The 23,119-nt window shown below is 43.0% G+C and carries 23 protein-coding genes; 19 read left to right on the top strand and 4 right to left on the bottom strand.

What is annotated here, in order from left to right:
• The first annotated feature begins 148 nt into the window (after positions 1-148).
• Positions 149-1,039, top strand: a complete 891-nt coding sequence (rsgA, locus tag CHL1_RS10620) for a ribosome small subunit-dependent GTPase A (RefSeq protein ID WP_250932800.1) — start codon at positions 149-151, stop codon at positions 1,037-1,039.
• Complete coding sequence (locus CHL1_RS10615; RefSeq protein ID WP_070371214.1) at positions 1,036-1,671, top strand: thiamine diphosphokinase; 636 nt, start codon at positions 1,036-1,038, stop codon at positions 1,669-1,671. Before rsgA ends, CHL1_RS10615 begins: the two co-directional genes overlap by 4 nt.
• A gap of 152 nt (positions 1,672-1,823) precedes the next feature.
• Here the strand turns inward: CHL1_RS10615 and rpmB are convergent, their stop codons facing one another.
• Positions 1,824-2,012 carry a 50S ribosomal protein L28 gene (rpmB, locus tag CHL1_RS10610; RefSeq protein WP_084505041.1) on the bottom strand — a complete coding sequence of 63 codons (189 nt, stop codon included), beginning with the start codon at positions 2,010-2,012 and terminating at the stop codon, positions 1,824-1,826.
• Positions 2,013-2,150: 138 nt separating this feature from the next.
• On the opposite strand from rpmB, the gene CHL1_RS10605 reads away from it, so the two are divergent.
• The 14 genes from CHL1_RS10605 (at position 2,151) to CHL1_RS10540 (ending at position 18,108) form a co-directional block, all read left to right on the top strand.
• On the top strand, positions 2,151-2,495 hold the full coding sequence (locus tag CHL1_RS10605; protein ID WP_250932798.1) for an Asp23/Gls24 family envelope stress response protein: 345 nt from the start codon (positions 2,151-2,153) through the stop codon (positions 2,493-2,495).
• A 12-nt stretch (positions 2,496-2,507) separates the two neighbouring features.
• A complete protein-coding gene (locus CHL1_RS10600) occupies positions 2,508-4,121 on the top strand; it encodes a DAK2 domain-containing protein (RefSeq protein WP_250932797.1) in 1,614 nt (537 codons plus the stop codon).
• A 42-nt stretch (positions 4,122-4,163) separates the two neighbouring features.
• A complete protein-coding gene (recG, locus tag CHL1_RS10595; RefSeq protein ID WP_250932795.1) occupies positions 4,164-6,203 on the top strand; it encodes an ATP-dependent DNA helicase RecG in 2,040 nt (679 codons plus the stop codon).
• 8 nt (positions 6,204-6,211) lie between these two features.
• Positions 6,212-6,808, top strand: coding sequence for a 16S rRNA (guanine(966)-N(2))-methyltransferase RsmD (rsmD, locus tag CHL1_RS10590; protein WP_148636448.1), 597 nt, complete (start codon positions 6,212-6,214; stop codon positions 6,806-6,808).
• The gene (gene coaD, locus CHL1_RS10585; protein WP_070371219.1) at positions 6,771-7,268 is read left to right on the top strand and encodes a pantetheine-phosphate adenylyltransferase; all 498 of its coding nucleotides are present in this window, start codon (positions 6,771-6,773) and stop codon (positions 7,266-7,268) included. Before rsmD ends, coaD begins: the two co-directional genes overlap by 38 nt.
• Entirely contained in the window at positions 7,265-7,711 is a 447-nt protein-coding gene (locus CHL1_RS10580; protein WP_070371220.1) for a hypothetical protein, read from the top strand. Before coaD ends, CHL1_RS10580 begins: the two co-directional genes overlap by 4 nt.
• Positions 7,712-7,784: 73 nt before the next feature.
• Positions 7,785-8,624, top strand: a complete 840-nt coding sequence (locus CHL1_RS10575) for a CvfB family protein (protein ID WP_070371221.1) — start codon at positions 7,785-7,787, stop codon at positions 8,622-8,624.
• Positions 8,614-9,789 (top strand): DUF362 domain-containing protein, encoded by a 1,176-nt coding sequence (locus CHL1_RS10570; RefSeq protein ID WP_250932792.1) that lies wholly within the window; start codon positions 8,614-8,616, stop codon positions 9,787-9,789. The genes CHL1_RS10575 and CHL1_RS10570 overlap by 11 nt, the downstream gene beginning before the upstream one ends.
• A gap of 103 nt (positions 9,790-9,892) precedes the next feature.
• Positions 9,893-11,200, top strand: coding sequence for a biosynthetic-type acetolactate synthase large subunit (gene ilvB, locus CHL1_RS10565; RefSeq protein ID WP_338078215.1), 1,308 nt, complete (start codon positions 9,893-9,895; stop codon positions 11,198-11,200).
• Positions 11,201-11,237: 37 nt separating this feature from the next.
• Positions 11,238-11,540, top strand: a complete 303-nt coding sequence (locus CHL1_RS10560; RefSeq protein WP_420840467.1) for a thiamine pyrophosphate-dependent enzyme — start codon at positions 11,238-11,240, stop codon at positions 11,538-11,540.
• Positions 11,541-11,551: 11 nt separating this feature from the next.
• Entirely contained in the window at positions 11,552-12,049 is a 498-nt protein-coding gene (gene ilvN, locus CHL1_RS10555) for an acetolactate synthase small subunit (protein WP_070371223.1), read from the top strand.
• A gap of 211 nt (positions 12,050-12,260) precedes the next feature.
• Positions 12,261-12,833, top strand: a complete 573-nt coding sequence (gene nuoE / locus CHL1_RS10550; RefSeq protein WP_070371224.1) for an NADH-quinone oxidoreductase subunit NuoE — start codon at positions 12,261-12,263, stop codon at positions 12,831-12,833.
• Positions 12,830-14,581, top strand: a complete 1,752-nt coding sequence (locus CHL1_RS10545) for an NADH-quinone oxidoreductase subunit NuoF (RefSeq protein WP_276520380.1) — start codon at positions 12,830-12,832, stop codon at positions 14,579-14,581. Before nuoE ends, CHL1_RS10545 begins: the two co-directional genes overlap by 4 nt.
• 14 nt (positions 14,582-14,595) lie before the next feature.
• Positions 14,596-18,108 carry an FAD-dependent oxidoreductase gene (locus CHL1_RS10540; protein ID WP_250932788.1) on the top strand — a complete coding sequence of 1,171 codons (3,513 nt, stop codon included), beginning with the start codon at positions 14,596-14,598 and terminating at the stop codon, positions 18,106-18,108.
• Positions 18,109-18,262: 154 nt separating this feature from the next.
• Here the strand turns inward: CHL1_RS10540 and CHL1_RS10535 are convergent, their stop codons facing one another.
• From CHL1_RS10535 to CHL1_RS10525, 3 genes are read right to left on the bottom strand one after another with little or no spacing between them, the layout of a single operon-like run.
• The gene (locus CHL1_RS10535) at positions 18,263-18,565 is read right to left on the bottom strand and encodes a hypothetical protein (protein WP_070369409.1); all 303 of its coding nucleotides are present in this window, start codon (positions 18,563-18,565) and stop codon (positions 18,263-18,265) included.
• A gap of 40 nt (positions 18,566-18,605) precedes the next feature.
• On the bottom strand, positions 18,606-19,349 hold the full coding sequence (locus tag CHL1_RS10530) for a DUF3169 family protein (RefSeq protein WP_070369410.1): 744 nt from the start codon (positions 19,347-19,349) through the stop codon (positions 18,606-18,608).
• A gap of 3 nt (positions 19,350-19,352) precedes the next feature.
• Entirely contained in the window at positions 19,353-19,625 is a 273-nt protein-coding gene (locus tag CHL1_RS10525; protein ID WP_458795899.1) for a helix-turn-helix transcriptional regulator, read from the bottom strand.
• 132 nt (positions 19,626-19,757) lie between these two features.
• Between CHL1_RS10525 and CHL1_RS10520 the strand changes: the two genes are divergently transcribed.
• Genes CHL1_RS10520 through coaE form a run of 3 tightly spaced genes read left to right on the top strand, consistent with a single transcriptional unit; the run spans position 19,758 to position 23,018 of the window.
• Positions 19,758-20,822: a 5'-3' exonuclease gene (locus CHL1_RS10520; protein ID WP_250932786.1), complete on the top strand. Its 1,065-nt coding sequence runs from the start codon at positions 19,758-19,760 to the stop codon at positions 20,820-20,822.
• Positions 20,809-22,401: a DNA polymerase I gene (gene polA / locus CHL1_RS10515; RefSeq protein ID WP_250932785.1), complete on the top strand. Its 1,593-nt coding sequence runs from the start codon at positions 20,809-20,811 to the stop codon at positions 22,399-22,401. The genes CHL1_RS10520 and polA overlap by 14 nt, the downstream gene beginning before the upstream one ends.
• Positions 22,402-22,412: 11 nt before the next feature.
• Positions 22,413-23,018, top strand: a complete 606-nt coding sequence (gene coaE / locus CHL1_RS10510; RefSeq protein ID WP_250932783.1) for a dephospho-CoA kinase — start codon at positions 22,413-22,415, stop codon at positions 23,016-23,018.
• Positions 23,019-23,119 lie beyond the last annotated feature (101 nt).

The following is a 23,119-nucleotide window of genomic DNA, read 5'->3' as shown; positions in this document are numbered from 1 at the left end:
CGGGTTTATACAACAATTAAGCATTCAATTCGTACATTTCAATGAAAGGTTCGACAAAAACGATGTTTCAATTGGTTGTAGAAACCCGTATTTAATTTAAAAAAGTGTGATGAGTACACAAAGTAAGTGTGAAAAAGGAGGGGTGATATTGATAGTTAACGAACAGGAAATTGGCAAAATAATCAAGGGAATCGGTGGATTTTATTATGTGAAAGCTGATAAAAGCCATGACATATTGGAGTGCAAGGCGAGAGGTGTATTACGGCATCAGAAAATCATTCCTACCGTTGGCGATGAGGTGATGATTCAATCAGATAATCCCGGGGAATGGATGATTGAGTCGATTAAGCCCCGAAAAAACATTTTTGTAAGACCGCCAGTGGCTAATGTTGATATTGGCCTTATTGTTTTCTCGATGACTAATCCAAAACCGAACCTACTCTTGCTTGACATGCTTTTAATCAGTTCAGAGATACAAAATGTAAAGCCGGTTGTCTGCTTCACAAAACGAGATTTAACAACGACTGAAGAGGAACTGGCGATAAAGGCAATCTACGAGAAAACCCCCTATCAGTTGTTTTTTTTCAGTAAAAACGATACGGATACCTTGGATAGGATTATTGCAGAAATAGGTGGAAAAACAGCATTTATGGCTGGCCCTTCGGGTGTTGGAAAGTCGACGATGGCAAATTATTTATGTGCTGATCAAACGATGGAAACTGGGGCTTTAAGCCAAAAATTAAAACGAGGAAAACATACAACCCGACATGTCGAGCTTCTGGAAACTAAGAATGGGGGTTATTTATTGGATACTCCGGGGTTTTCATCCTATCAAATTTCTGAAATGATTAAACCAGAGGAACTGCGGGAATATTTTCCAGAGTTTTCTCAAGGGAAGTGTCGCTTTAAAAGCTGTCTCCATAAGGATGAACCAGGCTGCGATATCAAAAATTCTGTTGAATCAGGAATCATCAGCGTAGCTCGATACGAGCACTATTTAAGTTTACTGGAAGAAATTAAGAAGGATCAATATCGATGAAAGTGATCATTTTTACGAACGGAGAATACAAGAGTAAAGATTTTTATGAGACATATATAAATAAAGTAAAGGCAGACTATCTGATTTGTGCAGATGGCGGTGCAAATTTTGCCAGAGAACTAAAACTAAAGCCAAATATTATTATCGGTGATATGGATTCAATTACCGCCGAAACCAGCGAATATTACAAAGCGGTACAACTTGAGATGTACCCACAAAAAAAGGACGAAACAGACACAGAACTGGCAATCATGCATGCGATCAAACGTGGCGCAGATAAAGTGATTGTGCTTGGTGGTTTGGGATCCCGGATGGATCATAGTATTGCAAATATCTATTTACTGAAACGTTTCACGGATGTTAACATCGAAGCTGAGATTGTAAATGAAAATAATCAAATCAGATTACTTGGAAAAACAACAGAATTGAGCTTTCCAATTGGCACGATTGTATCGATTTTGCCGATTGGTGAAAATGTTACGGGATTGACGATTACCGGATTTGAATATCCGATTTCAGCAGGGGAAATGAGTGTAGATAAGCCATATGGGATTAGTAATGTTGTTAATAAAAAGACTCAGCGCATTTCTTTTGAGAAAGGGCTGTTGATGGTCATTGTTGCAGCGGACTAATTTATGGTGCAAAGGGAAATAATTTGAGTGCGTCGGTGTGGTGAGTATCAGACAACAGCCAGACGAGCAAAAACCTGTCTGGCATATTGTTTTGACACAAGAAAAAAGAGTCTGTAAAGACTCTTGAACAATGGTTCCGAAGAAATAAGAGACTAGGCTCTTTCGACTTTACCGGATCTCAGACAACGTGTACAAACACTAATTCGTTGTGGTGTGCCTTCAATTACAACTTTTACTCTTTGTAAATTGGGTTTCCAAACTCGTTTATTGTGTTTATTTGAATGACTAACCTGGTTGCCACTTACAACGGTTTTTTTACATACAAAACATTCTTTAGCCATGACATAACCTCCCTTACGCTTACCTTTTATAAAACAAGGTGTATTATATCATAAAAATTAAAAATAATGCAATAGAAATTTTGACTTAAGTCGAATTATTATGTAAAATAGAGAGATAATAATAGAAGGAGCAATTCGATGAAAACAAATAATGAGTTAGGATATATTGATATTACCCGAAAAGCAATTGCGGATATCGCTGGAAACGCAGCCATGGAATGCTATGGTCTGGTGGGGATGGCTCATAAACGGGGAAAAGATGGTTTGATTGAGATTCTCTCAGGTGACCAGGCGAACAAAGGTGTTGGTGTAATCATCGAAGATGATCGATTAGTGATTGATCTTTATGTTATTGTAGAGTATGCCATTAAAATTTCAGTTGTTGCTGAAAACATCATATCTAATGTAAAATATCGGGTGGAAAAAGAAACCGGTTTAAAAGTCAAACGCATTTCTGTAAATGTTGTAAGCGTGCGTGTGTAAATGGAGGACAGAATGAAAACCCAGACAATAGACGGTGAAATGCTCATAAAAATGTTTCGTTATGGGGCGAAAAATCTTGAAATAAATAAACGAATTGTTGATGAACTCAATGTATTTCCAGTGCCGGATGGCGATACAGGAACCAATATGTCACTTACCTTTAATCATTCTGTTTCAGAGTTTGACAAGATTGAAAAAGTGAATGTCTACAGTGTAGCCAAATCGGCTTCATCGGGGGCTTTAATTGGGGCTCGGGGAAATTCGGGTGTTATCCTCTCGCAGTTGCTAAGAGGTTTTGCTGAAGGTTGTAAAACCCAGGAAGATCTGGATATTGTTTCATTGGCGGGGGCTTTAAAGTTGGCGGCTGATGTGGCCTATAAGGCGGTAATGAAACCCACGGAAGGGACAATTCTCACCGTAGCCCGGGAAATGGGTGAGTTCGCCATGGCGAAATACGAAGCTTATGACAACTTGGAAAGCTTTATCGCAGATGTTATTCATCATGGTCGGGTTACTCTGGATAAAACTCCGGATATGCTTCCAGTGTTAAAAGAAGCTGGTGTGGTTGATGCTGGCGGCCAAGGGCTGATTTGTATTGTCGAAGGTGCTCTCAAGGCACTTCTAAACGAAGAATTAGGTGTGGAACTGGAGATCAAGCCAAGCAATCTGGATAAGTTTGTGGATGACTCCCACATGAAGCCGGAAGATATTACATTCGGTTATTGCACAGAGTTTATTATCCAGGGAGCTGCAGAAATAGATGAAAGCGATTTGAGAGCATATCTGAATACACTTGGTGACAGCGTGGTTGTTGTTAAGGATGATGCCATCATCAAGGTTCACTTACACACGGATAACCCAGGTCTGGCATTGGAACGGGCGGGCAGTCTTGGAAGCCTGATTCGGATTAAAATTGATAACATGCGCGAGCAGTTTGCCGCCAAGGGAAGCAAACCGGATGAAGCACAGATACCCTATGGTTTTATCGCTGTTTCTCCGGGTGATGGATTAACTAAAATATTCAAAGATCTTGGTGTGACCCGGGTTATTTCAGGAGGTCAGACGATGAATCCCAGTACTCAGGATTTTTTGAATGAAGTGGATAAATTAAATGCTGAAACCATTTTTATTTTCCCCAACAACAGCAATATTATTATGGCGGCTAAGCAGGCCAGTGAAATTTCAGATAAACAGGTTCACGTAATTGCCGCTAAAAATATTCCTCAATGCATCGCTGCCATGCTGGCATTTTCGCCAGAGACAAGTCCGCAAGAGAATGCAGCAACCATGTCGGAAGCCATTAATCATGTGGTGACCGGAGAAGTCACTTATGCTGTCAGAGACACCAAAATTAATGGTCTTAAAATAAAAAAATCAAATGTAATTGGGATAACCGGAGGGGAAATCAAATTTACAGGAAAGAGTATTAAAGAAGTCACTGAAGAACTGCTAAGCGATATGGTTGATGATGAAAGTGAGCTGATATCAATTTACTATGGAAAGGATGTTTCGGAAGAAGATGCCCACATCCTGGCTGCTGAGCTGGCAGACAGTTTCGAGGAATGTGATGTGGAAATGCATTATGGTGGGCAACCACTATATTATTATATTGTCTCGGTGGAGTAATATCAATTCGCAATTATTTATAAAGTATCACGAGGAAAAGCCATGAAATGGGAAGATTCGCTGGATAAAGTTAAAGGGGTGGGACCCAAACGGAGCGAAGCACTGGCAAAGGTTGGAATCAAGACGGTAGGGAATCTTTTATCTTATTATCCTAAAAAATATATTGACCGTAGCGTTTTTGGGGACCCGGAGCACTTTTTTGAGGATCAGGAAATTTCTCTCAAAGCGACGGTTTTAGATACGGGCCGGGTTCAGCGGATTCGGGGAAATCTTTCGATTTTTTCGTTACCATTGCTATGGGAGAATAAAAAACTGTCGGCGGTATTTTTCAACCAACCCTATTTGAAACATACCTTTCAGGAGAATCAGGACTATTATTTTTATGGCAGGATCAAAAAAGGCTATGGGAGCATAAAGATCACCAATCCTCAATTTGTAAAGGCCAGTAATCCCGGTGTTTTTTTTGAACTGACACCAGTTTACCGAACTATTCAGGGTGTTCCTGGGAGTTTTATCCCGAAAGCACTCAAAGAGATCTTTTGTGATAGTCTGGAGATTCCTGAATCAATGCCGGAAGTGATCCGTTCTGGGGAAAACCTACTTGATATGAAGAGCGCATTAAAAGCAATTCATTTTCCTGACAAGGCAGAAGATGTCATTTTAGGAATTCAACGACTCAAATTCAATGAGGCCTTGAAAATAAACATGGGGATCATGTCCAGTGCCCGGGAAAAAAGATATTCAGAAATTGATATTAATCTGTTTACCGGTTTGGAACCATTTGTAAACAGCTTGCCATACGAATTGACTGCCAGCCAGCGTTTGGTAATCGACGATATGGTTGCCGATTTAAAGAATGGTCAGGTGATGAATCGGCTGGTTCAGGGGGATGTCGGTTCCGGAAAAACAGTAATTGCTGCGATCGCTGCCTGTCTGATGGCGCAAAATGGTTACCAGACGGCTTATATGGCGCCCACCGAAATATTGGCACAGCAGCATGGGCGCAGCTTTAAGGAACTGTTAAAAAATACCGGTGTAACCGTGGCAGTGGTTACTGGTAGTCTCAAAGCCAAAGAAAGACGTGAAATACTAAAACAGGTTGCTCTAGGTCAGGTGTCGGTGATCATCGGTACCCATGCCCTGATTCAGCAATCGGTGGCGTATTACAATCTGGGGCTGGTAATCACGGATGAACAGCATCGTTTTGGGGTTAAACAGCGGAGTCAGTTATCATCAAAGGGTAACCAACCCCACACCATAGTTATGAGTGCGACGCCGATCCCCCGGACATTGGCGTTGATCCTCTATGGTGATTTAGCGGTATCCTATATCGATGAGCTTCCAAAAGGACGGAAACCGATTAAGACTTACTGTTATAATGAAGCATCCCTGCATAAGATCCTGGGTTTTGTTCAGGATGAAATGTCAAAGGGACGGCAGTCTTTTGTGATATGCCCTTTTATTGAGGCTTCGGAAGAACTGGAAGCAGTTCGGGATACAGAGTCTGTATATTTGGAATTACTGCAAGAAATTGATCCCAAATATCGGATGGCATGCCTCCACGGTCGTCTCAAAAGCGAAGAAAAAGAATCAATCATTCAGGCATTCAACCAGGGCAGGATTGATTGTCTGGTGGCAACCAGTATTATCGAGGTTGGCATCGATGTTCCTAATGTCAGCACAATGGTGATTCTCAGTGCTGAACGATTTGGATTATCTCAGCTTCATCAGCTGCGGGGCCGGGTGGGACGCGGAAATCATCAGTCGTATTGTTTTCTGGTTACCAATTCTAAAAGCGACGATACATTGGCCCGAATGAAGGTGATTGTCAATAATCGCAACGGCCGAAAGATTGCGGATGAAGATTTCAAGTTAAGAGGGCCGGGTGACTATTTTGGATTTAAACAGCATGGCTTGCCAAAACTCGGCTTGCTTAATCCCACTGAAGAATTGGCCCTGATAAAGCGAACCAAGGAAATTGCTGAGGTCATTTTTGAATCCCACAATCAGGAAATGATGACATTTAAAAACGACGTGCTGAAGTCATTTTATATTGATATAGCAGATATATCATTAACTTAGGAGGCAAAATGCGAATAATTGCCGGCGAAAAACGCGGTAAGAAATTAACAACCATCAGTGGGGACAGAATTAGACCAACAGCTGACAAAATCAAAGGGGCCGTTTTTAACAGTCTTCAGAATGAGGTGCGGGAGGCAGCGGTTTTTATTGACTTGTTTTCGGGCACGGGGGCGATGGGCCTGGAAGCACTGAGCCGGGGTGTGGAGTCGGCGTACTTTTTTGATCTCTCCAGTGAGAGCATACAAATAACATCAAAAAATATTCAGTTGCTGGGATATGAGAAGCGTGCCCGGGTCTTTAATCAGTCGGCACAAAGTGGGGTGGAAATGCTGGCGCGGAATAAGATTCTGTGCGACATTATCTTTGTGGATCCACCGTATTGTCAGGTTGATGAGATTTATCACTTGCTGGAAATGATCTCTGAAAAAGAAATTCTTTCTGAAAAAGGAAAATTAGTGATTGAAACAGAAAAATCTGTTATAATGCCATTAGTAAAAAATAAGTTGACGTGTTACAAGTCAAAAAAATACGGTATCACGACAATTAGTTATTATTCTAGGGAGAATTATGAGCACAAAAATTGCAGTTTACCCCGGGAGTTTTGATCCCATAACCAAAGGTCATCTCGACATGATTGAACGAGCTACAAAAATATTTGATAAAGTGATAGTTTGTGTGATGATTAACAGCAGCAAAAACTATCTTTTTAACTGTGAGGAGCGGGTGGCGCTAATTAAAGATTGTCTTGACGGCATCGAAAACGTTGAGGTTGATTTCTATGATGGGCTCTTGATTGATTATGTCAGAATGCGAAACACCAATATTATTGTCAAGGGGCTTCGGGCTTTTTTGGATTTTGAATATGAATTTCAAATGGCATTGACCAATAAGCATCTTGATAATGAGATTGAAACTTTTTTTATGATAACGAGCAATAAGCATTCATATTTAAGCTCGACTTTAGTAAAAGAACTTGTTAAATATCAGGGAGACGTGTCCGATTTTCTCCCCCAAAACGTTGAAAAAGCGATACAAAAGAAGTATGAGGAAGGATGTATGAAATGAGGGTACTTGACTTATTAGCAGAATTAGAAGAAGTCGTGGAAAAAGGAAACACGCTTCCCTTTTCATCTAAAGCGTTAGTAAATCCTGAAGAAGTAATAGAGATTATTGATGAAATAAGAGATTCATTGCCAGAAGAATTGGCAGAGGCAAAAAAAATCGTAGCAGAGCGTAAAAAGATTATTTTTGCAGCCCAAAGTGAAGCGGATCATATTAAAGCGGAGGCTGAAAAAAGATTAAGAGAATTGATTGATACGAATGAGATAACGAAAACAGCTACAGCCAATGCCAATGAAATTATGAGAAATGCGAATATGAGTGCAAAGGCTTTAAAAACTGGAACACAAAACTATGCTGACAAACTGCTTTATAGTTTTCAGATACAGTTAAAAGAAATGAACGATCAAATTGAACAGAATCGACGAGAATTAAAAAACATGAAATAATTGGCAAGGCAAGGGTTGTGTGATGAACACGGCCTTTTTTGTGCCTGGCTACTAAATAAATGAGGTAAAGAAAATGATAGAAATAGGAAAAGTACAAACATTGACCATCGAACGGATAACACCCATTGGAGCATATCTTTCAGATGGATTTGATACAACGGATGTCGTCTTGCTGCCAGAAAAAGAAGTGCCAAAGAACAGCCGGGCTGGGGATCAGATCGATGTATTTATCTACCGGGATTCAAAGGATCGGCTGATATCGACAACCCGGGAACCCAAGATTCAAATAGGTGAATTCGCAGCACTTAAGGTCGCAGATATTACCAAAGTTGGCGCTTTTCTGGATTGGGGTCTGGAAAAAGATCTGTTATTGCCATACAATGAGCAAACGGTCAAGGTTCAAAAAGGCCGGGATTATCTGGTTAATCTGTATACCGATAAAAGTGATCGCTTATGTGCAACGATGAAAATTTATCCGCTACTGAAAGTTGATGCACCTTACAAGGTAGGCGATTGGATTGAAGGCTATGTTTATCAGATCAATCCAGAAATAGGCGCCTTTGTGGCCATCGATAATTTATATCATGGGCTGATATTAATAAAGGATGCAAACTCAGACATTCATTGCGGGGAAAAAGTTCACGCCCGCGTTTCTGAAATTCGAAATGACGGAAAGCTGGTTTTGAGCCCCAATAAAAAAGCCTATAAAGAAATTCCAAAAGATGCTGTTGCCATTCTCACAAAATTAAATGAAAGTCAAGGTTTCTTACCGTATAATGATAAAACCGATGCGTATCTAATAAAAAAAGAATTTAATATGAGTAAGAGTTCTTTTAAACGAGCAGTGGGTAAATTATTAAAAGAGAAAAAAATCAAAATAACGGAAAGAGGCATTGAGAAAAATGGAAAATAAAAAATCCCGGGTTGTTATTATGGGCTGCGAATCCTATGATAACGAACTGGTTTATGAAAAACTGAAAGCTGCCATTGAACTTCTCGGCGGAATCGGACAATTTGTAAACGAACAGGAGCGGATTTTACTCAAACCCAATTTACTAAGAGGAAAAACCCCGGATGCTGCTATAACCACCCATCCGGCGGTATTTGAAGCAATGATCCGACTACTCAAAGAAGCAAATTGTAACCGCATTTCCTTTGGTGATTCACCTGGCTTCGGCGCTCCCGGGGGGGCAGCGAAAGAGAGTGGTCTCGCCGCTATCGCAGCAAATTATGAAATACCATTAAAAGAATTTAGTCATGGACAGCTAATGGATTTTTTGCTGGGTATCGGAACTAAGAAATTTGAAATCGCCCAGGGTGTTTTGGAAAGTGATGCAATCATTAGCCTTCCGAAAATGAAGACGCATGGGTTAACCCGGATTACTGGGGCTATCAAAAATCAATTCGGCTGCGTATATGGTTTAAACAAAGGCATGTCACATGCACACTATCCGAATGTCCAAAGTTTTTCAAAAATGCTGGTGGATTTAAACCGGTATCTGATTCCCAAATTACGACTTTTTGTTATGGATGGAATTGTTGCAATGGAGGGAAATGGACCGGCCTCGGGTAATCCAGTGCCAATGAAGGTATTGCTGGTATCAGACGACCCAGTGGCCCTGGATGCGACTTTTGCCAGAATGATTAATCTCGATCCGACCTATATACCGACCATTACTTATGGAGAAGAAATGGAACTGGGATATTGGAGTGAAGAAAATATTGAAATTCTGGGAGAACCATTTGAACAGTTTTACAATCCTGAATTCGATGTAGTTCGGATTCCTGTCAGTGAAGGAGAGCCTTCGACCCTTTCGGTATTAAAGCCGATTCAGGATTTCATCATACAAAAGCCAGTCGTTGATAAAGAAAAATGCATCGGTTGTGGGATTTGTGAAGCGAGTTGTCCGGTTGAGAAAAAAGCCATCCGGATTGTGGAGCGAAAGCGCAGAAAATATCCTTTATATTTTTATAATCGCTGCATTCGTTGCTATTGCTGTCAGGAAATGTGTCCGGTAGGCGCTATTTCTGTTAAAACCCCGTTATTGGGAAAGATGACCATTTATAAAAATAATTAATGTATCGATACGTTCATACAAAAATATTTTCTTCATGTGAGAAAAAAGACATTGACAAAATGTCTAAATTTTAATAAGATAATCGGAAATACTTAAAAAGGGAGTGATTCCACTGTTAGCATCAAAATTAATTTTAAAATGTCTTGAACGAGAAAATGTTGAGTTTGTGTTTGGTTATCCCGGAGGTGCCCTCCTGCCTCTCTATGAAGCATTTAGAACATCTCCAATCAAACATATTTTAGTGCGAAACGAACAGACAGCGCCGCATTATGCGAGTGGATATGCCAGAGAATCTGGGCGTGTCGGTGTATGTTTGGCAACATCAGGTCCTGGGGCAACCAATTTAGTAACCGGTATTGCAACCGCTTACCTTGATTCGATTCCCATTGTTGCCATTACCGGTCAAGTGGATCGGGCCCTCATCGGAACAGATGCCTTCCAGGAGGCAGATATCACCGGTGCAACCGCTCCCTTTACAAAACATAGTTATTTGGTTCAAAATGCTGCGGATATCCCCAGAATCATTCGAGAGGCTTTTCATATTGCTTCGACAGGCCGACCAGGACCGGTTCTCATCGATATTCCCCGAGATGTTCAACTGGAGAATGTCAAAACCGGACTCACCTATGACAAAATTGACATTATGGGGTACAAGCCGAATCTCAATGGTCACAGTGGACAAATTAAGCGGGCAATAAAAAAGATAAAAGAAGCGACAAAGCCGGTTATTTATGCTGGTGGTGGCGTTGTTCTGGGAAATGCAGAAACAGAACTACTAGCCTTTGCAGAAAAGAACAATATACCCGTAATTACTTCGCTAATGGGGATTGGTGGGTTTCCAGAAGATCATCCGTTATATTGCGGAATCGTTGGTAGCCACGGCTATAAGTATTCCAATGTGGTAATGAATGGTGCCGATTTAATCATCAATATTGGGGCACGAATGTCGAATCGCGCGACATCGCAGTTGACAAAATTTGAAAAGGATACTGATTTTGTTCATATTGATATCGACCCGGCAGAAATTGGAAAAAATATGGAAACAAATATCCCGATTGTTGGAGATGCCAAAACGGTATTATCCGAACTGGTACAAAAGGATACCGTTGGTGACCATGCTGGTTGGTTGGCTGAAATTGAAACAATTCGCAGCGAGAACCCGCTGGTTTACGATGCTGATCCGCCATGTAGCGATTTGATTAACCCGAAGATTTTGTTTAAAGATATGTCGGAAATGACTTCAGATAATGCTACGGTAGTGGGTGACGTCGGACTTAACCAAATTTGGTCTGCTCTGTATTATCGGATTATTAAAAACCGCAGATACTATACTTCTGGTGGGTTGGGAACCATGGGCTATAGTATCCCGGCTGCCTGCGGCATCCGCTTTTGCAACCTTGGACAAACCTAAGGAAATATTTATCGTCTGTGGAGATGGCAGTTTCCAGATGAGTATGGGTGAACTGGGAGTAATAGCCGAACATCAGCTGAATGTCAATATTATTCTGATTACCAATACAAAGTTGGGAATGGTGCGACAGCTGCAGTTTGATAACTATGGTAAAGGTCATTATAGTGGAACGGATATTAATTTCGATATTGATTTTATGAAACTGGCCGAAGCCTATGGCATTAAAAGTTTTAAGGTTGATAAAAACGCTGACTTTAACAAGGTGCTCCCGGAAGTAATCAAGCATCAGGGTCCAACCTTGATTCAATGTCAGGTTCATCCTGATTTCATAAGGATATAGGGAGAGTGACAATGGAGAAAAAAACCTGTTTATCATTATTGGTAGAAAATAATTTTGGTGTCTTAAGCCGCATTTCAGGTCTCTTTGCGAGACGTGGTTATAATATTGACAGTCTAACAGTCGGAACCACCGAAAATGCTGAACTTTCCCGGATTACCATTACGGTGACCGGAGATGATCAAATTTTAACGCAAATAAAAAAGCAATTAAACAAACTCATTGATGTAATTACCGTTATTGAGCTAAAACCAGATGAAGCTATTATCAGAGAGTTGGTTTTTATTAAGGTGAAGGCTGATGACACGACCCGATCTCAAATTGTCGAAATTGCCAATATGTTCCGGGCTAATATCGTCGATGTTGCCAGAGAAAGTTTGGTTATTGAAATTACCGGCACCCGCTATAAAATCGAAGGCTTTTTTGAAATGGTTGAACCCTATGGGATTTTAGAATTTGTCCGATCTGGTGATACCGGTTTACAACGGGGCGGGAAAATATTATCCCATTAATAAAAATCATAATAATTATGAACAAAACATGCTATCGAACCGCTGGAATTAATTTCAGCGGTTCGTAACCGTTCTGGTTCTTTTGTTTTTTTGTTATTTTACTTAAATTATGAAAAAATATACAATTTTTTATGTGTCAAAAAGTGTATAATTATGAAGACTATCAATTACTGAAATAATTCATTAGCCGAATTTGAAAGGAGTTTATTATATGAGTCATGAAATAAACGAACATGAGCATAATTGTGGATGCGGCTGTCACGGGGAAAAAACAAATCCCTTCACTGAACTAAACCCAGTGTTGGATCGTTATGCTGATATTCCCGGAAGTCTGATTTCGATCCTACAAAAAGCTCAGGAACTTTATGGTTTTTTATCGGTGGAGCTGATGCGTCATATCGCAGCCGAAACCCACATAAGTATTGCCAAGGTTTACGGGGTGGCCACCTTTTACACCCAGTTCCGTTTCGAGCCGGTCGGGAAATACCTGATCATGCTGTGTCAGGGGACTGCCTGTCATGTCAACGGCTCCAAACTGGTGGAAGAAGCGGTGATGGACTATCTCAAGATTAAGGAAGGCGAAACCACCGCCGATGGTCTGTTTACCCTGAACAACGTGGCCTGTCTGGGGTGTTGCAGTTTATCTCCTGTAATGATGATCAACGACGATACCTATGGTCAGCTGACCAAAGAAAAGGCCACTCATATTCTGGCCGAGTTAAAAGAAAAAGCCAGTAATGAAGGGACTGATTCAGAGACCAGCATCCAGGAGGTGACGGCATGAAAATTATTATCGGATCAGGCAGCTGCGGCATTGCCGCCGGCGCCCACAAGGTACAGAGCGCATTTGAAACCATCATCACCGAAAAGGGTCTGGAGCTGTCCGTTGAACAAACCGGATGTATCGGCACCTGTTACCTGGAACCCATTGTTGACGTGGTTGACGATGCTGGCAACAAGGTGACCTTTGTCAACGTCACCACCGACGATGCCCGGCGGATTATTGACGACTACGTGGTTGCCCAAAAAGAACTGACGGATTTACAGATCTCTCAGGATGACCTGACCATGATTGGCAAACAGAAACGGATTGTGCTGCGCAACTCCGGGATCATCGATCCCGAACGGATTGACGACTATCTGGCCGTTGACGGCTACCTGGCCGCCCGGAAATGTCTGACCGAGCTGACCCCGGAAGCCATCATCGAAACCGTCAAGATTGCCGGTTTAAAGGGCCGGGGCGGGGCCGGTTTCCCCACCTGGTTCAAATGGGACGCCGCCCGGAAATCCCCCGGAACCACCAAATATATGGTCTGTAACGCCGATGAAGGCGACCCCGGCGCCTTTATGGATCGGTCCGTGCTTGAAAGCGATCCCCATGCTTTGATTGAAGGGATGTTAATCGGGGCCAAAGCCATCGGTGCCAGCGAAGGCGTTGTTTACGTACGGGCCGAATATCCCCTGGCCATTGTCCGTTTGCAGAAGGCCATCGACCAGGCCCGGGAAAAAGGCTATCTCGGCTTAAATATCTTCGACACAGGGTTCGACTTCGACCTGCGGATCAAAGCTGGCGCTGGCGCCTTTGTCTGCGGCGAAGAAACCGCCCTGATCGCCTCACTGGAAGGGGAACGGGGCATGCCCCGTTTAAAACCACCCTTTCCGGCCCAGAAAGGCTACTGGAACAAACCCACCAACATCAACAACGTCGAAACTTTTGCCAATGTGCCCTGGATCTTCCGTAACGGCGGCGACGCCTATGCCGCTCTGGGCACCAGAGAGAGCAAAGGCACCAAAGTTTTCGCCCTGACCGGCAAGGTCAGAAAAGGCGGTCTGGTGGAGATCCCCATGGGATTGACATTAAGAGATGTTATTTTTGATATCGGTGGTGGAATTAAACAGGATAAAGCCTTTAAAGCCGTGCAAATGGGGGGGCCCTCCGGCGGATGTATCCCCGCCAGTTTACTCGATACCCAGATCGACTACGCTGAAATCACCAAAACTGGTGCCATCATGGGCTCCGGCGGGATGGTGGTCATGGACGAAACCACCTGTATGGTGGACATGGCCCGATTCTTCCTCGATTTTACCTGTAAAGAATCCTGCGGCAAATGTACCTACTGTCGGGTGGGTACCACGCGGATGCTGGAAATCCTCAACCGGATTACTGCAGGTGAAGGAAGAGACGGCGACATCGAATTGCTCGAAGAACTCTGTTACAAGATCAAAGACGGTTCCCTGTGCGGCCTCGGTCAGACCGCCCCCAACCCGGTGCTGACCACCATCAAATATTTCCGTAACGAATACGAAGATCATATTTACAATAAAAAGTGTACCGCCAGAAGCTGCAAGCCGCTGTTAACCTACACCATTGATAAAGACAAATGCGTCGGCTGCGGTGCCTGTAAAAAGAACTGTCCCGTAGATGCGATTAGCGGCGAAAAGAAGCAGATCCATGAGATCAATCAGGACCTCTGTATCAAGTGCGGCAAATGCTTCACTGTCTGTAAATTTGATTCCGTCATCATTGACTAGAAAGGAGTGGGAGAATGAAAAAATTTAAACTGAACATCGATGGAAAAGAAGTCACCGGCATTCCCGGACAAACCATTTTAGACGTCGCCCGGGAAAATGCAATTGATATTCCCACCCTGTGCTATGACGACCGCCTGGAGATCTACGGTTCCTGCGGCCTCTGTGTGGTGGAAGTCCAGGGGATTCCCAAAATCCTGAAAGCCTGCGCCACTGAAATCAGCGACAACATGGTGGTGAGCACCCGGACCCCCCGGGTCATTGAATCCCGCAAAACCAACCTGGAGCTGCTGCTTTCAAAACATATCGGCGACTGCGTCGCCCCCTGTAAGCGGGCCTGTCCCGGCACCACCGACTGTCAGGGTTACGTCGGCCTAATTGCCAACGGCGAATTTTCCGAAGCTTTAAAACTGATCAAAGAACAATTACCCTTGCCCGGAGCCATTGGCCGGGTCTGCCCCCACCCCTGTGAAACCGCCTGTCGCCGGGGGGAAGTCGATGAGCCCATCTCGATTGCCTGGCTCAAACGTTTTGCCTCTGACTTTGATATGACCCATGCGATGTTTGTACCGGAAATTGCCAAAGACACTGGAAAATCCATCGGGATTATCGGCGGCGGCCCCGGCGGACTCACCGCTGCCTATTACCTGATCCAGTCCGGTCATGCCGTGACCATTTATGACGCCATGCCCAAAATGGGTGGGATGCTGCGTTACGGGATTCCTGAATACCGACTGCCCAAAGGCGTGGTTGACGAAGAAGTGGGACTGATCGAAGACATGGGGGTGGTCTTTAAAAACAACACCCGGGTCGGTACCGATATCCCCTTTGACACCATCCGTAACAGCCATGACGCCGTCTACGTCGCATTAGGCGCCTGGACCAGTTCCGGACTAAGATGCGAAGGTATCGACGCTACCGGTGTCATCGGCGGAATTGAACTGCTGCGGCAGGTGGCCAATAACGAACCCATCGTTCTCGGTAAAAAAGTCGCCATTGTCGGCGGCGGCAACACCGCCATGGATGCCTGCCGGACTGCCATCCGTTTAGGCGCCAAGGAAGTCTATAATATCTACCGCCGCACCAAAGCCGAAATGCCGGCCGAAGCAATCGAGATCATCGAAGCCGAAGAAGAAGGGGTGATCTTTAAAAATCTGACCAACCCCATTGAAGTCATCAAAGGCGATGACGGCCAGATTGTTAAAATCCGGCTTCAGAAAATGGCCCTTGGCGAGCCCGATGCCAGCGGCCGCAGCCCGATCCCGATTCCCGGCGAAGAAGAGATTCTTGACATTGATACCCTGATTCTGGCCATTGGCCAGGGCATCAACCCGGATGGGATTGGCGGCGAAAATGGCCTGACGCTGACCAAATGGAATACCGTGCTGGCCGATGAACAGACCTTCCGCACCAATCTGGAGGGCGTTTTTGCCGGTGGTGACTGCATCAACAGCGGCGCTTCCATTGTCATCAAAGCCGTTGGCGATGCCAAAAAAGCCGTGCCCTTTATTGAAGGCTACTTAAACGGTGAAACCATTGCCTACCATGAACCCTATTATGTTACCCGGGAAGTCGTCGATCAGGATTACCTCGAAAGCATCAAGAAAAATAAACGGCCGGCAATGACTCATCTGGCACCGGAAGAACGCAACGACAACTTCCTCGAAGTCGTCGAAGGCTATACCCCACTCCAGGCCGTGGAAGAAGCCAAACGGTGCCTCGAGTGCGGCTGCCAGGATTATTTTGAGTGTAAGCTGGTGGCCTATGCCAACGAATATGCGGTCAAACCCGACCGCTTCAAAGGAAAGAATCCGGAAGCAAAAATTCAGGACGACCACCCCTTTGTCATCCGGGATAACAGCAAGTGCATCACCTGTGGTCTCTGCGTCCGGGTCTGCGATGAAATCGTCGGCGTCCAGGCTCTGGGTCTGGTTGATCGGGGCTTTGAAACCATTGTCGAACCAGCCCTGCGCCAACCACTAAAAGACACCGGCTGTGTCAGCTGCGGCCTGTGTATCTCGGTCTGTCCCACCGGCGCCTTAAGAGAAGGTCTCACCGGCATTAAACAGATCCCGCTGGATACTGATAAAACCGAATCCACATGCGGTTACTGCTCTGCCGGTTGCCAGATTATTATTGAATCCAAGGGTGATACCATTATTAAAGCGATTCCCCGGAAAAACCATCAGGAGATCAACCAGGGGGTCATGTGCGGTCGGGGGCGCTTCGGCACCAACCTGGTGCAGTGGGGCGATCGCATCACCACTCCGCTGATTCGCAACAAACAAGGCGAGCTTATCGAAGCCACCTGGTATGATGCCCTGGTTGCCATTGCCAAAAAATCCCAGAGTATTGCCGCCCGCTATGGTGCTAATGCTGTGAAGATGGGGATTTCACCCAAATATACCAACGAAGAAATCCATACCTTCACCCGGCTGGCGGCAGTGCTCCGGGCGGAAACCTTCAGTTTCAGCAACCGTCATGATGGTGCGAAAGACGTTCTCAAGAGTGATTATCAGATCCGGGATATGAACGCCATTGTGACCGCCGATACCATTCTGGTCCTGGGTATGCTGCCGGTCAACAACCCGATTGTCAAGTATAAGCTCACCCAGGCATCAAAAAACGGCGCCAGTATTTTTGTCATCAACCATCTGGAAAGCGGTTATGATCACATCGCCGATGAGTTTATCACCGAATGCGAGGATCTGGAGTTTTTGGGAGAAATTACCAAGTATGTGCTGGAAAACGGAACCATCAACACTGATCTCAACAATCTGGAGCAGTTAAAAGCATCCCTGGAAGACTTTGACATCGGTGACGAAGCCCAGATTATCGGCGAAGGTCTGGTCAATGCCAAAAACCTGGTGGTGGTACTGGGTGATAAGTATATCACGGAAGAAGCATCTGCTTTGGTCGGCGATATACTGGCGCTATTGGGCAAAACAGACGGCAGACGCAGCGGTATCTTCAGAGTGGCTGTTAAGAACAACAGCCGGGGACTCACTGCCCTTGGGGTGACCAATACCCCGGAAGTTCTGGCCGATGCCAAAGCGCTGCTGCTTTTTGGTGAAGATCCCAATGCTGACTTAAGTGGCTATGACTTTTTAATGGTGCAGGATACTCATCTGACAGATGCCGCTCAGAAAGCTGACGTGGTGCTGCCAGCCCTGGCCTTCCCGGAAGTGAGTGGCACCTTTGTCAATACCGAAGGACGGTTACTAAAAGTAAAAGAAGCTGTGGACAATCCCCTGGAACTGAGTAATCTGAAAATGGCTCAGGCCATCGCGGATATTCTCTCAACCGATCTGGGATCCGCCTGTCCGGGCAAGATTTTAAAAGCCATTGGGGAAACTCATGATGCCTTCAGAAATGTGGGCGTCGGTGAACTGCTCAACGGCCAGCAAACCGAAAGCGGTGAAACCGCCCTTAAACCCTATCAGGAAGGACGTCTCTTTACGGAAATCCCCTATACTGATTATTTGATGAATGAGATTCAGGGCGAACTGAATAAGGTGATTAATCATTAAAATCCCTTTTATTATGAGCTTTTAAAGAATAGATCGTAGAACTCAATAAAATAACTAAAAAATGTCGATAAACTAAAAGTACCGTTTTGATGATCGTTTCAAAACGGTACTTTTTAGATAAAAGATGCAAAATAGAAATGCGGTTTTTGGTGTGTTATTCTTCTTCACAAATCAGTAAAAATATTTCTCGGGCGACCCCAGTTAGATTGGTTTGATCTTCAAAGGATAGGTTTCGGATTTTGGCTACAATGGGATTATTTCCTGAATATAAGGCATCAGCCTTCATTACAACTTGCATTTGCGACGGTGACATATTTGTCAATTGATAAGTAGCCGGATTAAGGGTGATACCAATTCGTTTTTCGTTTTTGATAAACTCCATTCGATTTCCGCAAACAAGACCTTGTTCAAGATAGGTCCATCCTTCACACTGGGCTTTGGCTAAAATTTTCTTCATTGTTGGCAACTCCTATAAAAATTATATTACTTTAGTGAAATTATTGGACATTGTCCAGCTGTCCATGCTGAAATCGGTTGGCAGATCTAGCATAAACCAGAGTTTGAGTAATCCATAAAAACCCAATCAGTAAATAAGGAAAGATGCCAATATTAACTGCAATGGAAATGAGCAGACACAATGTCATAACACCGCAGTAAACAAAATTCATGAGTTGGTAGCAACGATAGGACGCCTTGTAAATCACAAATTTTTCAGCTTCATCACAACTTTTGATCCATTCTTTGTCAAAGTTAAAATCGAGTGGGTTGCCTTTTTTCTCGGGATACAAAACTTTTGTCAATTTTATCGTAAGAACCATCATGATTAAAGCAAACGATGTATTGAGTAAAAATAGAACCAGACCAATAAGTACAGGTTCATTCAGGGCATTAGTAACGGTGATTCCGAAGAGACAAAATCCACTGATCATGGTTGCCGAAATTAGCGGAAGTAAAACACCAAGCTGATGATCAATCTGATCAAAAAGGGCATCATCATTAGGATCTAGACGATTTAATTTATGTTTTACTGAGAAGAAGATAATTAGTATCAGCAATGCGCATAATCCAAAGATAAAGAATTGAATGTATAAATTGTTATGCAAGATCAAATTTTGAAAGTTTAATAAACCGTGGAAGATTGCGGTTTCAAAATGAATAATGAACCAACCCAATAATCCGCCAATCAGTGATGAGACGATGATGGCGATTAAAAATTTTAGTGTCTGTTTTTGTATTTTCATTGTTTACTCCTCTTCATATAAAAATAGTTCTTCAACGGTTGTTCCAAATACTTTAGCGATTCTTAGAGCCAAAATAACAGATGGGGAATAGTCACCCCGTTCAATCAGACTGATTGTTTGTCGGGATGTGCCGACCATTTTTCCCAAATCTGACTGGTTCAGATTATCGCGCGCACGATATTCCTTCAAGCGATTCTTCAATCCCACAATGGCACCTCCAGAGCCCATAATTGTTTTGACAATAATAAATGTCATGATGACAACTATTATTGTCAAAAACAGTATAACTCTGTCAATAATAATTGTCAAGTGAAGCTTTTCAATTTATTCAATGTTCAATCGTCAATACTTTTGGTATAATAACTATATTTGTATTATTGAGAGTAAAGAAAGAGAAAGCGAGATCAAATGAAAAGTATCTTAATCGATGGGAACAGTCTTTTTTACCGAACCTTTTACGCTATCCGGGAAATGTCAAATTCCAAGGGCGTGCCGACAAATGCCATTTATGGTTTTGTTAATATATTAGTTAAAATTCAAGATGAATATAAACCGGATTATTTAGGGATTGCCTTCGACCTTAAGGGGCCAACCTTCAGACATCTGGCTTATGACGACTATAAGGGCGGACGTCTCAATATGCCAGAGCTTCTGGCGGAACAGTTTTCAATTTTAAAAGAGCTACTAAGAAAAATGAACATTGCCATTGTTGAGCTGGAGGGTTATGAAGCTGACGATATTATTGGCACATTGGCTACCATCGGAGCTGAAAAAGGGATCAAAACAGAAATCATCACCGGCGATCGGGATGCTTTTCAGTTAGTGGGGCCGCAAATTAAGGTCTTGTATACTAAAAAAGGAATATCTCAATTGGAAGAAGTTGATGAAGCCTGGGTACAAAATCAGTATGGTTTGACACCCCCGGATCTGATTGATTTAAAAGCGCTGATGGGTGATAAATCGGACAATATTCCCGGAATTGCGGGAATTGGCGAAAAAACAGCGATCAAATTGATTCAGCAATATGGAAATCTGGAAGCGATCTATGATCACATTGACGATCAAAAAGGTAAGCAAAAGGAAAAAATCATCGCTGGAAAAGATGATGCTTTTATGAGTCGGATGTTGGGAACCATAAAACGGGACGTTCCCTGGCAGGGTGACTTTGAAGAACTGAGCTTTCACGATATTTTTAATCCTGAAAGCATTGCATTGCTCAAGGAATTGGAATTTAATACATTATTATCAAAAATAGATGCAACCGATACAGTGGAAACCATCGAAAAATGCCTTGACTTTCGTTGGATAAAAACGGCTGCTGAAATGGATGAATTGTTTAATAAAATGGCAAACGCCGCAGAAGTGATCATATATTATCATCAAGAGGATACCCAGATTTATTTTGCCCTTGGAATTGAAACGAGCTATTACTACCTTAATTCCAGCGGCGGTTGTAAACTTGAAATTTTTTGATAAGCTCAAAAATTTGCCCAATATGAAAACAATCGCACTGGTTAGCCAGGATTTAAAGAACCTGATTCATATTTTTCATAAAAACGGCATTTGTGAAGTTAACGAAGCCTTTGATACCTATATTGCCACCTATCTATTGAGTCCTGGTGATCAGCGCTATGACTTAAAATCTGCCGCCTATCAGTATCTCAATCGAATGATTCTGGATGATGAGGAAATGTTTGGGAAAGGCAAAAAAATGATCAAGGCAGAAGACTTGGACGAACAGCTACTAGCTGACTATATGATCAAAAACTGTGAAACCATCAAAGATTTAAAAGCTGTTCTGGAAAGAGAACTTGAAACAACGGAAATGATGACCTTATTTAAGACCATCGAAATGCCTTTATTGGAAGTGATGGTATCGATGGAGGAACTGGGATTTAAAATTGACTTAAGCCAACTTGAAGTGCTTTCAGGTGAGTTTGAGAGCAAGCTTACCAGTCTCACCAGTGATATCTACGAACTGGCCGAAACGGAAAGTTTTAACATTAACTCTCCCAAACAATTGGGAGAGGTGCTTTTTGAACAGCTAAAACTGCCGATAGTGAAAAAGACCAAAACTGGTTATTCAACCAATATCGAAGTATTGGAGCAACTGATTCATTTTCATCCCATCATTGAAAAAATTATTGAGTATCGGATGCTGTCAAAATTGGATTCGACCTATGGCCGGGGGTTGATGGCTTTTGTAGAACCCAAAACCCAGAAGATTTATTCAACCTTTAACCAGACCGTGGCGGCAACTGGAAGGCTTAGCAGTTCGAACCCTAATCTGCAGAATATTCCGGTAAAAACAGAAATGGGACGAGCGATCAGGCGGGTTTTTGTACCTTCGACGAGTGATCGTATTTTGGTGGATGCCGACTATTCGCAGATTGAGCTCCGGGTTTTAGCCCACCTTTCAGGGGATGAAAACTTGATCGATGCGTTTAGAAAAGAACAGGATATACACACTCGCACCGCCTCTGAAATTTTTGGGATTTCACTGGATGCCGTTACCCGAACCCAGCGTGGCCAGGCCAAGGCCATTAATTTTGGACTGATCTATGGCAAACAGGCTTTTAGTTTGGGGAAAGATCTGGGAATCTCCCGAAATGAGGCGCAAGATTATATCAACCGTTATTTTTCCCGTTATCCCAAAGTTCAGGCTTATATGGATAATGTCAAACAACAGGTTAAAGAAGAAGGTTATGTGACCACCATTTGGGGAAGAAGACGTTACATTCCGGAAATGAACTCCAGAAATGCCATGCTGGTTCAAGCGGGTGAAAGGATGGCCCTAAATACCCCAATTCAGGGGAGTGCAGCGGATATTATCAAGCTTGCCATGATTAAAGTCTATAAACGCCTAAATGCGGAGAATCTAAAAGCACAGCTGATCCTGCAAGTGCATGATGAGTTGATCATTGATACCCCTAAAAATGAATGCGCCCAGGTGGAGGTACTGATTAAAGAAGAAATGGAAGGGGCGGCTCAATTAAGTGTGCCGTTAACGGTGGATGTAAACACCGGGTTGTCCTGGTATGATGTGAAATAGCAGGTGTAGTAATGAGAATCATTGGAATAACAGGTGGAATTGCTTCAGGCAAGTCCACGGTCACAGATATTTTAAAAAAACGCTTTAACTACATTGTCATTGATGCGGATCAATTAGCTCGCCAGGCAGTTGAGCCGGAAAGTCCTGGCCTAAAGAAAATTATAATGGCTTTTGGAGAGACGGTCATTGATGAAAATGGGGAATTAAATCGTAGTATGCTGGGAGAGATTATTGCTAATAATGACCATGCCAGGATAAAACTCAATGCGATGATTCATCCGGAAGTAAAAAAACTCTATGATCAGCAAATCAGCTTTTATCGAAAATCAGGAATTCCGACAGTTTTCTATGATTGTCCCCTGCTTTTCGAAACAAATCTGCAAAATACGGTCGATGAGACGATTTTGGTGGTTGCAGACAAAGAGATTCGCATTGAGCGGATCATGGAGAGAGATAATCTGACCAGGGAGCAGGCAATCAGACGAATTGAGATGCAGATGTCAGATGAAGAAAAAATCGCTCTGGCTGATACAATTATCGAAAATAATGGCAGCATGAATGATCTTTTAATCACAATCAATGTTTATTTTAGTCGAAGAAAGTTATTAGTGAGATAATCTTGCCATAATGAAAAATTCAAAAAAATGTCGATATGTAAAAAAAATAGTTGAAATTATTAAGCCATTCCGTTATAATAAAAAAACAGGGTCAAAACACC

The sequence above is a fragment of the Acetobacterium wieringae genome, assembly GCF_023700225.1.
GTDB classification, from domain to species: Bacteria; Bacillota; Clostridia; order Eubacteriales; family Eubacteriaceae; genus Acetobacterium; species Acetobacterium wieringae.
Note: the sequence above shows the minus strand (reverse complement) of the source record. Positions and strands in the feature narration are given on the sequence as shown.